The 13,915-nt window shown below is 43.9% G+C and carries 12 protein-coding genes; 4 read left to right on the top strand and 8 right to left on the bottom strand.

The features are described 5' to 3' along the window. Positions 1 to 571: 571 nt before the first annotated feature. Entirely contained in the window at positions 572 to 1,498 is a 927-nt protein-coding gene (gene speB, locus OQJ75_RS13445) for an agmatinase (protein WP_009846513.1), read from the bottom strand. Beyond that, positions 1,498 to 3,405, bottom strand: coding sequence for an arginine decarboxylase (gene speA, locus OQJ75_RS13440; RefSeq protein ID WP_265973822.1), 1,908 nt, complete (start codon positions 3,403 to 3,405; stop codon positions 1,498 to 1,500). The genes speB and speA overlap by 1 nt, the downstream gene beginning before the upstream one ends. A gap of 561 nt (positions 3,406 to 3,966) precedes the next feature. Between speA and OQJ75_RS13435 the strand changes: the two genes are divergently transcribed. The 4 genes from OQJ75_RS13435 to OQJ75_RS13420 all read left to right on the top strand — a co-directional run bounded on the left by OQJ75_RS13435 (position 3,967) and on the right by OQJ75_RS13420 (position 9,379). Beyond that, positions 3,967 to 5,403, top strand: a complete 1,437-nt coding sequence (locus OQJ75_RS13435) for a coniferyl aldehyde dehydrogenase (RefSeq protein WP_265973823.1) — start codon at positions 3,967 to 3,969, stop codon at positions 5,401 to 5,403. Then, the gene (locus tag OQJ75_RS13430) at positions 5,400 to 5,978 is read left to right on the top strand and encodes a TetR/AcrR family transcriptional regulator (protein WP_265973824.1); all 579 of its coding nucleotides are present in this window, start codon (positions 5,400 to 5,402) and stop codon (positions 5,976 to 5,978) included. The genes OQJ75_RS13435 and OQJ75_RS13430 overlap by 4 nt, the downstream gene beginning before the upstream one ends. Positions 5,979 to 6,450: 472 nt before the next feature. After that, on the top strand, positions 6,451 to 8,025 hold the full coding sequence (locus OQJ75_RS13425) for an ABC-F family ATP-binding cassette domain-containing protein (RefSeq protein WP_265973825.1): 1,575 nt from the start codon (positions 6,451 to 6,453) through the stop codon (positions 8,023 to 8,025). Between the two features lie 115 nt (positions 8,026 to 8,140). After that, a complete protein-coding gene (locus OQJ75_RS13420) occupies positions 8,141 to 9,379 on the top strand; it encodes a leucine-rich repeat-containing protein kinase family protein (protein WP_265973826.1) in 1,239 nt (412 codons plus the stop codon). 108 nt (positions 9,380 to 9,487) lie between these two features. Here OQJ75_RS13420 and OQJ75_RS13415 read toward each other — a convergent pair whose 3' ends face one another. From OQJ75_RS13415 to thrS, 6 genes are all read right to left on the bottom strand, one after another. Then, positions 9,488 to 9,922, bottom strand: a complete 435-nt coding sequence (locus OQJ75_RS13415; protein ID WP_265973827.1) for a hypothetical protein — start codon at positions 9,920 to 9,922, stop codon at positions 9,488 to 9,490. A gap of 40 nt (positions 9,923 to 9,962) precedes the next feature. Beyond that, entirely contained in the window at positions 9,963 to 10,280 is a 318-nt protein-coding gene (gene yqfB / locus OQJ75_RS13410) for a N(4)-acetylcytidine aminohydrolase (RefSeq protein WP_029203739.1), read from the bottom strand. 208 nt (positions 10,281 to 10,488) lie between these two features. Then, entirely contained in the window at positions 10,489 to 10,842 is a 354-nt protein-coding gene (gene rplT, locus OQJ75_RS13405) for a 50S ribosomal protein L20 (RefSeq protein ID WP_004733517.1), read from the bottom strand. A gap of 42 nt (positions 10,843 to 10,884) precedes the next feature. Next, positions 10,885 to 11,079 (bottom strand): 50S ribosomal protein L35, encoded by a 195-nt coding sequence (gene rpmI, locus OQJ75_RS13400; RefSeq protein ID WP_004738430.1) that lies wholly within the window; start codon positions 11,077 to 11,079, stop codon positions 10,885 to 10,887. Between the two features lie 104 nt (positions 11,080 to 11,183). Further along, entirely contained in the window at positions 11,184 to 11,735 is a 552-nt protein-coding gene (gene infC, locus OQJ75_RS13395; RefSeq protein WP_080572739.1) for a translation initiation factor IF-3, read from the bottom strand. A 2-nt stretch (positions 11,736 to 11,737) separates the two neighbouring features. Further along, a complete protein-coding gene (thrS, locus tag OQJ75_RS13390; RefSeq protein ID WP_016768282.1) occupies positions 11,738 to 13,666 on the bottom strand; it encodes a threonine--tRNA ligase in 1,929 nt (642 codons plus the stop codon). Positions 13,667 to 13,915: the final 249 nt, after the last annotated feature.

Genomic DNA, 13,915 nt, shown 5'->3' with positions numbered 1-13,915 from the left:
GACAATTCGTTCTTATGTCCAAACCACCCTTGGAGAGATGTATTTCACCTGTTTTATTATAGTTTACTTACTCTTAAGCCTAGTCTTCCCCATAAAAAATGCCATGTCTGTGCTAAGAGACGTCTTTTCTAATATTTAAGCTTTCTTTGAAAGCTTAAAAAGACTAGCTAAAAGTTAGTAGGATGCCGATTAATATACAAGTGATTTCACAATGTAATTGCACCTTTTCATTTTATAAATATATACAGTAATCAAATTGATAAATCATTAACGAATACAGGGTATTAGTTGAGGTGAGCTATCCATCGTTAGTAAAGCGAGGTAAGTCCCAGCTTTGAGACATTACTCAAGATCAAGGTGATGAATTTTCGCTCAAAAGCCATGCTATAGCTTGTATGTTACGTAGCTATCGGCACATTAGTTCACGGAAACGGCAAGACGATTTTCACAGCCCTAAACCTTTGATTTTAGTTCTCTTAAAAACAAAAAGCCCATCAAGTTCAACCTGATGGGCTTCTGAATAAATAGGTGACACGTTCGGTTAGCTAACCAATACAACTAACCACTAGTGTCATTTTGTTAAGCGATTCGCCGTCCAAACGTAAAGCAGCTCGAGAGCAATCGTCGCACCAGCTAATGCTGTAATCTCGCTTTGGTCATACGCTGGAGAAACTTCTACAACGTCCATACCAACCATATTGATGCCTTGCAGGCCTCGGATGATTTTCAAAACTTTATCTGAATTCAAACCGCCGCATACCGGAGTACCTGTACCTGGGGCAAAAGCAGGATCCAGACAATCGATATCAAACGTTAGGTAAACTGGCTTATCACCGACAATGCCTTTCACTTGAGCAATGATCTCGTCCACGCTCATGTCGTTCGCTTGCATCGCGTTAATAACGTTAAAGCCGTGGCCTTCCTGCTTGTACTCTGTACGAATACCAATTTGCACTGAATGTTCAGGCGAAATTAAACCTTCATTTGGCGCATGGTAGAACATAGTGCCGTGATCGTAACGACTGCCCTGACTGTAAGTGTCAGTGTGCGCGTCGAAGTGAATCAAAGCCATCTCACCGTACTTCTTGCCGTATGCTCTAAGTAAAGGCAGTGTAATGAAGTGATCGCCACCTAAACCTAACAGAGTTTTACCACTGTTTAGAATCGCATCAGCCGCCGCTTCCAAACGTTGAGTTAGGTCTTCTGCATCACCACAATCAAACACAAGGTCGCCAGCATCGATCACTGAAGTATGTTCAAATACATTGAAGTCCCAAGGGAATTTTTTGCCTTCCCACGCCAAGTTCACCGACGCACGACGAATCGCATCAGGCCCCATACGAGCCCCCGGTCGACCCGACGTAGCCATATCTAACGGCGCGCCCAGCACAACCACATCAGCATCATTGTCGATTGGATTTTGCACCAATGGACGACGCATAAACGTCATTGCATTGGAGTACAGCGAGTAATCTGGTTTAGTAAATAGATCGTTCATTAAAAATCCTCAAGATAGGTATAACCCATCAAGCCTTGCTCTAACTCTTCAAGTACGCTTTGTTGCTCTTGATCTGGTACTTTCGCCGTGACCAAATCTTTGTAGTTCTGACGAATCAGATCCGTATCGATGTGAACATAACGCATCATGTCTTCAACCGTATCGCCTTCATTGATGTAGTCGATATTCGCTTGACCACTTTCATCAACATTCACCACGACACTGTGGGTATCACCAAATAGGTTATGCATATCACCCAAGATCTCTTGGTATGCGCCTACTAAGAAAAAGCCCATCAGGTATGGTTCATCTGGGTTCCATGCAGGAACTGGCAGAGTCGTTTCAATACCTTGACCGTCAACGTACTGATCAATCGTACCGTCAGAATCACAGGTGATATCCAATACAACAGCGCGTCGCTCGTCCGCATTATCCAAACCACTTAGAGGCAACACAGGGAATACCTGATCGATACCCCAAGCATCTGGCAACGATTGGAACAACGAGAAGTTAACAAAGAACTTGTCGGCTAAACGCTCGCTCAGCTCATCCAAAATAGGACGGTGGTAACGGTTCTTAGTGCTCATACGAGAGCTAAGTTCGTAGTTAATACGCAAAGACATCTGCTCTGCCCAAGCACGGTGCTGAAGATTCAGCATGCCTGTTGCAAACTGGTTGTGCGCTTCTGCGATATCACTCTGAGTGTCGTTATAGATCTCGATCAACGCTCGGTCATCGTTGCCTGCATCTAGTTCTAAGAAATTCTTCCACATGTTGTGTAGCAACATTGGTGCGTCAGCTTCTGGAGCCGCCATATCTTCCGGAAAATAGCTTTCTGTACCGATCACATTAGTCACAAGCACAGCGTGATGCGCAGTCAACGAACGACCAGATTCCGAAATAATCACAGGTTGTGGCTGATTGTAGAGCTTACAAATGTCCCCGACTGTCATCACAATGTTTCGAGCGTACTCAAGCAAGCCGTAGTTCATTGAGTTTGAAGACTGGCTGCGTGTGCCGTCGTAATCAACCGCCAAACCGCCACCCACATCGAGGTACTTCGATTGAGCCCCGATATCGCGCAGTTCACAATAGAAACGCGCCGCTTCACTCACGCCATTTCGCACATCACGAATATTGGCCATTTGTGAGCCAAGATGGAAATGCACTAACTCGAGAACATCGAGTTGGTCTTCTGCTTTTAAACGTTCAATAACGGTCAATACTTGTGATGCAGACAATCCAAACTTCGACTTTTCGCCACCACTTGCTTGCCATTTACCTGCACCTTGAGAAGCAAGACGAATACGCAAACCTAAACGAGGTTTCACGCCAAGCGCTTTCGCTTCAGAAAGAACAAGATCAAGTTCTGATAGCTTCTCTAGAACGATAAATACTTTATGACCTAGCTTTTCGCCAATCAGCGCAAGACGGATGTATTCTCTGTCTTTGTAACCATTACACACAATCACCGAGCTCGCTTTTTGAGCCAGCGCCAATACCGCTAATAGTTCAGGCTTGCTACCCGCTTCTAGGCCCAATTGCTTCTGCTCTAATTGAGCTTGGCTCGCTAAGATCTCATCAACCACTTCTTTCTGCTGGTTCACTTTAATCGGGTAAACAAGCAGGTAACGGTTGTCGTACTGATATTCGTCGATCGCTTGGTTAAATGCGTTACAGATATTGTGCACACGTTGATGCACTATTTGAGGAAAACGCACAAGAGCAGGCAAACCAATATTTCGCTGCTCTAACTGTTTTACGATCTGACTAAGCGGAACTTGATGATCGGTTTCGCTCGGTGAAACATACACCTCGCCGTTATCATCAATTCCATAAAAACCTTGGCTCCAGTGCTTTACATTATACTCAGCACGGATGCGTTCCAAATTAACCGAATTTTCCAATTCTAGAGACCTCACACTATAGGGCCATCGACAGAAGATACCTCTTTGGAATAGCGAGGTATAACCCAACAAAAAACGCTCAAAAACGATTTGTTGGCTGCATTAACCGATATTATTAAGAGTGAGTCCAACCATTGATATTTGTGGTTACGATTACATTTTTTTATCGACGATCCGACTTAAAGTGACAAGTAAGGAATTACAAGGTTTTAGGCTAGAAAACAGGCTGAAATGCATCACAACTCAAGCACTTTCCCACAAAAATTTAGGTGCAAAAAATGCTAGTTATACATCAAGTTTTTCGAAAAATAAGTGAGGTTAAGTCAAGGTCATGACAAATATCAGCACTTCTCAGTCAGAGCTCCCATTATCACCAACACTGCATATACCCTATGATTCTGTACCCATTAGTACCTCGTTTTTCCAACTAAAAACCGCTCGCTTCAACGTTGTGACCGCTCAAATATTGAGCTTTTTCCGTTCATCTCTTGTAAACGTCGAAATCTTCGCGTAGATTTAACTGACCAACCAATCGGTCAGCCTTCGAATTTAGGAGATACTATGAGCCATAATCTAGACTTTGAACCAAACCCGTCGAGCATTAACGACATGGATCAGATCTTCAACCGACAAAAAGATCACTACCGCAATAATGTTAATCCTACGCTTGAGCAGAGAAGAAAAAATCTCTCCACCTTAAAAGCATTACTAATACGCAACCAAGAGCAATTGATTAACGCAGTGTCTGAAGATTATGGTCATCGCGCAAAACACGATAGCTTGATCGCTGATATTACCCCTTCTCTTCACCAAATTAATTACAGTGATAAGAATCTTAAGAAATGGTTAAAGCCATCGCGCCGTAAAGCAGGTTTGATGCTAACACCGGCTAAGATAACTGTGCATTATCAACCTGTTGGCGTTATCGGCATCATTGTGCCTTGGAACTTTCCTGTCATGCTCTCTTTAGGGCCTCTGATCACGGCGTTAGCGGCGGGTAACACTGCGATGCTCAAGATGTCTGAGTTTACTCCTGCGACCAACCGTGTTTTAAAAGCCATGCTGGCTGAAGGCTTTAATGAAGATCAGGTCGCAATTATCGAAGGCGAAGCTGACGTTTCTGCTAAATTTAGCCAACTGCCGTTTGACCATATCCTATTTACCGGCTCGACCTCTGTGGGTAAGCACGTAATGAGAGCGGCAGCCGACAACTTAACGCCTGTCACTTTGGAATTAGGCGGCAAGTCTCCAACGATTATCGCCCCTGACTTTGATGTGGCTGACGCTGTTGAACGCATCCTGTTTGCAAAAAGCTTAAACGCAGGTCAGATTTGTGTAGCTCCCGATTACATCCTATTACCACGAGAAAAAGTCGATGCATTCATTACGGCTTATAAGCGTTACTTCCACAAGCTATATAAAGACGGTATCGAGAGCAAAGATTTAACCTCAGTGATCGATATGCGCCAATACAATCGTTTGAAGGGTGTAATTGCAGATGCTCAATCTAAAGGCGCGGTTATTCACACGGTAACCGAGCAAGCACAGGACGATGTAAACCACAGAATGACGCCGCACCTTCTCACCGAAGTGAACGACGACATGATCGCGATGCAAGAAGAGTTGTTTGGCCCTGTTCTGCCTATCGTACCTTATGATTCTATTGAAGAAGCGACTAACTACATCACAACCAGAGAACGTCCACTTGCTCTGTACCTGATGAGTCATGATAAACAGATCCAAGATCAGTTCTTATCGAACACGCATTCTGGCGGTGTTTGTATTAACGACTCTCTAGTACACGTGGCTGCAGAAGATGCGCCGTTCGGTGGCATTGGCCCTTCAGGCATGGGACACTACCACGGCATTGAAGGCTTCAAGACCTTTAGCCATGCCAAAACCGTTCTAAGTAGAGGAAAAATTAACTTCACCAAGTTAATGCACCCTCCTTACAACAACCCAATTAAAAAGCTTCTGTTCAAAGTACTTAATAGATGATTACGAAAAGACAAAAAATCTTAGATGCTGCGCTCCTTCTCTTCTCTCAACAAGGGTTAGAGGGCACATCTACCGGACAAATAGCGAAAACGGCAGGCGTAGCGAAAGCGACACTGTTTCACCACTTCGAGAATAAGTCGCTGTTACTTGATGAACTATTTCGCGAACTGAAACTTGAGCTATTCTCGACGCTGGCGAAACACACAGATGTCTCTGAACAAGATCGCTATCAAGCATTAAAGTTCATGTGGATCACAGGGCTTGAGTGGGCGTTAGAAAATCCAGTTGCGATGAAGTTCTTCACCAATGTTCATTTCGATCCGACGACTCAAACTCGAGAAGTTATCGTCTCACAGATGTTCGCATCGCTAGATGAAATCGTTTTGAAAGGACAAGAAGCCTGTGAGTTGATGGTGTTAGACATCAATCTTGTTAGGCACTTCATCCACAGCCACTTTTTGATTTGTGCAAACTGGTTGATTGAGCAGAATGAGTTACCACCAGATCAATTAGCCAAGTACATCAGCGATAGCTTTGACATGTGTTGGCGAGCCGTTGGTGGTCAAAAACGGTAATTCCCACGTTCCTCAAAAAATCTAGCTTTCCAAAGAACGATCTAGAGCGCCTTACTGGCGCTTTAATTATTTGGATACATTTTAGTCACTTCATCATATTGACTTTCAGCACCTTCTTTCAGTAACATCCCACCATCATTTCAAAAGAGAATAACGCCATAATGAAGTACTAACATCCTGACATCCGATTTATTTTTATAAAAATCATTTGGACTCTCGGGGTTAGTGGGCGTTACTTCGTCATCTATTTCTTGAAAAATCAAGCTATTGAAGAGCAGTCGATTTAAGACCAACCTCTTTAAGATCAGCACCTTGAATAAAGAAAGCATTTCAGCAAGATCATCTCTATCTTTTGCTGTCATCCTACTTAAGTAACGTCTTTGGCGATCTAGACATAGAATCCCACGTAGGAATCTATGCAAAAAAGCGCCTCACCCCTTTTACTCGTTTACACGTAAAGGGAGGTATTTCTATGCCTACTATATTAGCCAACAATCTCTCATTCCAGCTTGATACTGGTGAATGGTTATTCAAAGACATCACCTTTAATTTGAGCACTCGCCTCACCGGCCTAGTCGGAAGAAATGGCGCTGGAAAGTCATTACTACTTTCGTTACTGGTCGGGAAAACGCAACCCACATCAGGCAGTGTTTCCAAACAAGGCTCGATCGGCTTTTACTCCCAGTTACCTTCAGAGCTATTGGATAGCGCAATCAGCATTGCTGACTTCTTGGGGATCACCGAAAAGTTAGACGCATTACACGCCATAGAACAAGGCAGCTGTGAACTTCAGCACTTCAATATCGTTGGGGAGGATTGGGATTTACAAGCGAATACCAAGCAACTTTTAGCCACATTGAAAATAACCAGTGGGTTGACCACACCGTGCCATACATTGAGCGGTGGGCAACTCGCCCTTTTACAGCTTCATCGGTTATTCGTATCAAACCACGACATACTGATTCTCGACGAACCTTCAAACCATTTGGATAGCGATGGACGCAATTGGTTACTAGAGCAGTGCCAGTTATTTGAAGGTAAAGTGCTTGTCGTCAGTCACGACCGAAGCTTATTGAGACACATGGAAGGGATCTATCACCTCAATAGTTTGGGCATGCGCTTCTACAAAGGGAATTACGATGATTACTTCACGCAAATGTCGAGTCAAAGTGAAGCACTGGAAAAGCAGATAACGCATCATCAATCGGAAAAGAAAAGACTCGAGCGCCAAGCTCAGATTAACAAGGAAAAAGCACAACAACGTGAGTCTCAGGGTAACCGACTAAGAAAGTCAGGTAGTCAATCCAAGATATTATTGGATGCAATGAAAGATAAAGCAGGTCAAAGCCAAGCCGCATTGGCGACAAACCAAAGGAACCTCATTGACCAAAACCAACATAAACTTCAGTCGCTTAAAGGGCAGAAGGAGCGGCTAAAACCGCAAACTTTGTATCTGCAGCAAAATAATATCAGTAAAAAGAGTTCTTTGTTAACCGTTGAAAACTGCCGCCTTGTTTACGGCTCTGGTGCACCAATCAGTTTCTCTCTATCGCAAGGGGAACGGTCTTCTTTAACCGGTGCTAATGGGTGTGGAAAGTCGACACTGTTACAAGCCATTCACGGTAAACACACCAATTATAAAGGCTCGATTATGCGCTTAGGGGCGACTGTCTACTTGGATCAACACTTTGGCCTGTTAGATGACAACGACACAATGTTCGATAGCCTAATAGCACACAGCTTTGGATTAACAGAAAGTGATGCAAGAACTTTGTTAGCAGGAATAGGGTTCAGGCGAGACTCTGTATACCGAAAAGTGGCACATTTAAGTGGTGGTGAAAAAATGAAACTGGCGATGTTGATCGTTAGCCATAAACAAGATACCCCACTTCTTCTACTGGACGAACCAGACAACCATCTAGACATCGACTCAAAGCAAATATTGTCTTCGGCTCTGCGTGAATACCAAGGCGCATTCATCTTAGTCAGTCATGATGCGGATTTTATTGAGGAGGCCGGCGTTAGCCAAAACCGTATACAACTTTAATCTTCGTATGAACAAGCGCTGAGTTTAGTTAGGCGGGTATTGTTGCGGATACTCGCCTTTCTCGATTGAGACAAGTAAACTACGCGCCTCGAACATCTATTCATAAGGCTAAGGTTTGCATACTCTAGAACAACTAAAATCAGGGCAACTTAAAGGTATTAAACGCTTAAAACTGTCAGAAGGTCTCACCGAGTTTCCTTTAGAGACCTTAGAACTCGCCGATTCGCTAGAGATTCTGGACCTTTCAGGTAATCAACTGTCAGATTTACCAGAAGAGTTATCACAGCTGACCAACCTGCGTATTATCTTCGCGTCGAATAACCTGTTTACGCAGCTGCCTGATGTTCTGGGGTCACTTCCTAAGCTTGAAATGGTTGGCTTCAAAACCAACCAAATCAAAACCGTTAGCGAACAGTCTTTGCCAGCTCAATTACGTTGGTTGATCCTGACAGACAATGCGATCGAGGTTCTCCCTCACTCTTTAGGTGAAAGACCTCGCCTACAAAAACTCGCATTGGCGGGTAACAAGATTCGCGTTTTACCAGAAAGCATGGAAAACCTATCAAGCCTTGAGCTAGTTCGCCTGTCTGCAAACCAACTGACTGAATTCCCAGATTTCCTTATCAAGCTACCAAAACTGGCTTGGTTAGCCTTTGCGGGTAACCCGTTTTGCAAACACCCTAGCAGTTTAGATAGCGTGCCTGCAGTGAGTTCTCAAAGCTACTCACTCAATCAAGTACTTGGCCAAGGCGCGTCTGGCGTAATTTCACATGCTAACTGGTTAAACCGTGACTTTGATTTCCCACAAGAAGTGGCCGTTAAAGTATTCAAAGGCGAAGTGACCAGTGACGGTTACCCACATGATGAACTTGAAGCGTGTCTTCAAGCAGGCCAACATAGCAACCTAGTGAAGTCTATCGCTCAAGTCGACCAGTCAAACTACCTAGCGTTGGTGATGGAGCTTATCCCGAGCAACTACTACAACCTAGGTTTACCTCCGACTCTTGAAAGCTGCACTCGCGATACGTTCAACGAAGGCTTTGAGCTTTCAATTGATCAGATCAATAGCATTACAGAGCAGATGATTGATGTGTTTGAACACCTTCATCAAAACAAAGTTTGTCACGGTGATCTATACGCACACAACACTTTGGTTAACGAGCAAGGTCAGATGATCTTTGGTGACTTCGGAGCGGCAACTATCTATGGTTACCTAACTAAAGAGCAGCAACAAGGCATTCGTCGAATTGAAGCGCGTGCACTGAAGTACTTTATTGAAGACCTATTGACGGTATGTGCAAAACAATATCAAGGCAACGAGCTTTATACTCGATTGGCGAACTTCGAAGCTTAATAACTTAATAACTTAATAACTTAAACTACTCAGTCGAATTGAAAACAACAAAGCCAACATCACTGTTGGCTTTTTCATATGTTCATAAAACGAATCATCGCTAAACGTTTAGCGTTCAACTTGAACCAGCTTCAAGTACGAATGCAACTCACCGTTCTTATACTCAACCGCAGAGTGGATATTAAGGTCAGCGCGAGCCACAACAGCAAACTGGTAGCGGTTCTCACCCTTCAGAATCTCGACGTGTAACAAACCGTCTCTTAACTGCCAATGACCTTGGGTTTCAAATCGGTCAAACAAACGATATTCCGTTAAACTACCATCAAAATGAAAGTGCACCTCAGTAATGTACCCTGCTGGACAACTTTTTACCCAAGTCTGCCCTAAGACATCTTCTTCAACAAAGTTTCTTTTGCTCTCGCACCACTTTAAATAATCGGCACTCTCGCTCAAATCACTATCTAAGTCATGCTTAGCCAGTAACGTCTGGTCTTGTTGTTCGCGACAGTAAAGCTGAAGCAGTGTCTGCTGGTTATTACTCATCAATAGCCATCCCTAGCTAGTCAATCCAATCCAATAAGGCTTAAGCTACCAACTCGTAAGAGACTACGTACAGCTGAGAAATGCCTGGGTAGATATCTTGAATCACATCTTTCAGTACTTGCAGCGTCATGTTCTCTTGCTGAGCATGGAACTCACCTAAGTCATCAAACAGAATTGGTTCAACGCTAACAATCTTAAGATTACAGAATACACGTCCCTGCTCTAGCGTTGATACTTCCACAACGCTACCTGGTTGGTAGTCACGCTCAGATTCATCGCGAATAGTAATTGTCTTCTTGCCAGAAAGGATATCGGTTTCAAAACGTTCGAAGAACGTCATAGTGGTAGGTGCGCTCATTTATTCGGTCGCTTAACATTAAAGAATAGGTAGATGTTTATATACCAGAATGCCTGTTCAAGCGAATAAAAATTAGATGCGGAAGTTCATCTCGTCATTCCCAAGACTGACGAAGGAAGGAGTTGGGAGTCTTTAAAAGTCAAATTAGAAGCAATAAAAAAGGAGAACCGAAGTTCTCCTTTTCTTAAACCTTTAAGCTAACTCTAAATTATAGAGATGCTTTCGCTTTTTCAACTAGAACAGCAAATGCTGCTTTGTCGAATACTGCGATGTCAGCAAGAATCTTACGGTCGATCTCGATAGATGCTTTCTTAAGGCCATTAATGAAACGGCTGTAAGATAGACCATTTTGACGAGATGCCGCGTTGATACGTGCAATCCAAAGTTGACGGAATTGACGTTTCTTGTTGCGACGGTCACGGTAAGCGTATTGACCAGCTTTGGTAACTGCTTGGAAAGCTACGCGGTAAACACGTGAACGTGCTCCGTAGTAACCTTTAGCTTGTTTTAGAACTTTCTTATGACGTGCACGAGCTTGTACACCACGTTTTACGCGAGGCATTATGCTTCTCCTAAACTAAACGAATTTATAAACTAAAAAGAATTAAGCGTATGGCATCATACGTAGAACTTGAGCAACTTCACATTTAGGAAGGATCGAGTTCGGACGAAGCTGACGCTTGTTCTTAGTAGTACGCTTAGTCAGGATGTGACGTTTACCAGCGTGCTTAAACTTAATACCACCAGCAGTTTTCTGGAAACGCTTAGCAGCACCTTTGTTGGTTTTCATCTTAGGCATGATGAATAACTCCGCATTGTTGAGTTGTTAATAACATAGTAATTAGGGCGAATAAAACCCCGCAACCTGAGGCTGCAGGGTTTAATTACTTGCAAAGCCGTTAATTACTTCTTTTTAGGGGCCAACACCATGATCATCTGGCGACCTTCAATTCTCGTTGGGAAAGATTCGACAACTGCAAATTCTTCAGTATCTACTTTCAAACGATTAAGAACGTCAACACCGATTTCTTGGTGAGCCATTTCGCGGCCACGGAAGCGAATTGTTACCTTCACTTTGTTGCCGTCTTCAAGGAAACCAGTCAGGTTGCGTAGTTTTACCTGATAGTCTCCAATATCAGTTCCAGGTCGGAATTTAATTTCCTTGATCTGAACCTGCTTTTGCTTTTTCTTCTGCTCTTTCGCAGCTTTGCTCTTCTCGAAGAGGAACTTACCGTAGTCCATCACACGACAAACTGGCGGCTCGGCGTTAGGGCTGATCTCTACAAGATCCATACCAGCTTCATTTGCAGCTTCCATCGCTTCAGCGATTGAAACTACACCAACAGCTTCGCCGTCTGCGCCAGTTAGACGCACTTCACGAACGCCACGAATGTCACCGTTTAAACGGTGCTGGTTTTGTTTGGCCGGTTGTTGGCCACGTCTTCCGCCTTTAATAGCTATTCCTCCAGATTGAGCTTACGGCTTGAAACCTCGGCTTGGATGTATGAAATAAAGTCATCCACTTTAAATTTACCAAGGTCCTTACCTTTACGTGTACGTACTGCAATTTCGCCGGCTTCCATTTCTTGGTCACCACACACAAGCATGAACGGTACACGTTTCAAAGTATGTTCGCGGATTTTAAAGCCAATCTTCTCATTTCTCAAGTCTGCTTTGACTCTAAATCCACTTTTTTGCAGTTTTTTCGTAATTTCTTGTACATATTCAGACTGTTTGTCTGTAATGCCCATTACAACTGCTTGTTCTGGCGCCAACCACGTTGGGAAGAAGCCAGCGTATTCTTCAATAAGAATACCGATGAAGCGTTCTAGTGAACCTAAAATCGCGCGGTGGATCATAACTGGCGTGTGACGCTCGTTATCTTCACCTACGTAAGTAGCACCTAAACGTTCTGGTAATGCAAAATCGAGCTGCACTGTACCACATTGCCAAGCGCGGTCCAAACAATCATGCAAAGTAAATTCAATCTTAGGTCCGTAGAACGCACCCTCGCCTTCTTGAATCTCGTATGCAATGTCCATTGCCTCTAGCGCTTGCTTAAGGTCAGCCTCTGCACGGTCCCACATTTCGTCTGAACCTACACGCTGTTCTGGACGAGTAGATAGCTTAACAACAATGCTTTCGAAGCCGAAAGTTGTGTAAGTATCGTAAACCATTTCAATACAAGCTTTCACTTCTTGTTGAACTTGGTCTTCAGTACAGAATACGTGAGCATCATCTTGAGTGAAGCCACGAACACGCATAATGCCGTGAAGTGCGCCAGACGGCTCGTTACGGTGACATGAGCCGAACTCAGCCATACGTAGCGGTAGATCACGGTAAGATTTCAAACCTTGGTTGAAGATTTGAACGTGACCAGGACAGTTCATTGGCTTAATAGCGTATTCACGGTTCTCTGAAGAAGTAGTGAACATCGCTTCAGCGTACTTATCCCAGTGGCCAGAGCGTTCCCAAAGAACACGGTCCATCATTAATGGGCCTTTAACTTCTTGGTAATCGTACTCAGTCAGTTTCTGACGAATAAATACTTCTAGCTCACGGAAGATAGTCCAACCGTTGTGGTGCCAGAACACCATGCCTGGTGCTTCTTGCTGCATGTGGAATAGGTCAAGCGCTTTACCGATTTTACGGTGGTCACGTTTAGCCGCTTCTTCTAGGCGTACAAGGTGAGCTTTAAGCGCCTTCTTGTCGTGGAATGCAGTACCGTAGATACGTTGAAGCATCTTGTTGTCACTGTTACCACGCCAATATGCACCCGCTACGTTAAGTAGAGTGAAGTGCTGACAGAAGCTCATGTTAGGCACGTGTGGACCACGACACATATCGATGTATTCTTCGTGATGGTACAGACCTGGACGATCGTCTTTAGAAACGTTCTCGTCCAAGATTTCAATCTTGTAAGTCTCGCCGCGAGCTTCGAATGCGTCGCGCGCTTCCTGCCAGCTAACTTTCTTCTTAACAACCTGATACTTGGTCTTCGCTAGCTCTTTCATACGCTTTTCAATCTTTTCTAGATCTTCTTGCGTTAGAGAGTGCTCAAGGTCGATATCGTAGTAGAAACCGTTATCGATGGTAGGACCGATCGCCATTTTCGCTTCTGGAAAAAGCTGCTTAACCGCGTGGCCTAAAAGGTGAGCACAAGAGTGACGAACGATCTCAAGGCCATCAACTTCATCTTTAGCAGTGATGATTTCTAGGCTTGCATCGTTTTCGATAAGATCACAAGCATCAACTCGCTCGCCGTCTACACGACCAGCAATGGTTGCTTTCGCAAGACCAGGACCGATTGATAGGGCAACATCTAGAGTTGATACAGGGTTGTCAAATTGACGCTGACTACCGTCAGGAAGAGTAATAATTGGCATTATTTGTCCTTTACAGTGGTGTTGCACACCAAGCAACACATGAAAATGTTTAATATATGTTTTTCAATCAACGAGTATGTTGATCGGAGATATATGCATAATAATATACCCACATAGAAGCAAATACAGATGCCCCGTTTGTGAGTAGCCAAACATTGTAACGAAATTATATGAAATGACAATGACAGAGAGAGCCTCTCGACACTCCCATAGGCCCAATACATAAGATCTCATCGTGCCAACCAGCGG

This window comes from Vibrio sp. 14G-20, assembly GCF_026241515.1.
Lineage (GTDB): Bacteria > Pseudomonadota > Gammaproteobacteria > Enterobacterales > Vibrionaceae > Vibrio.
This window is presented reverse-complemented; position numbering and strand designations above follow the sequence as displayed.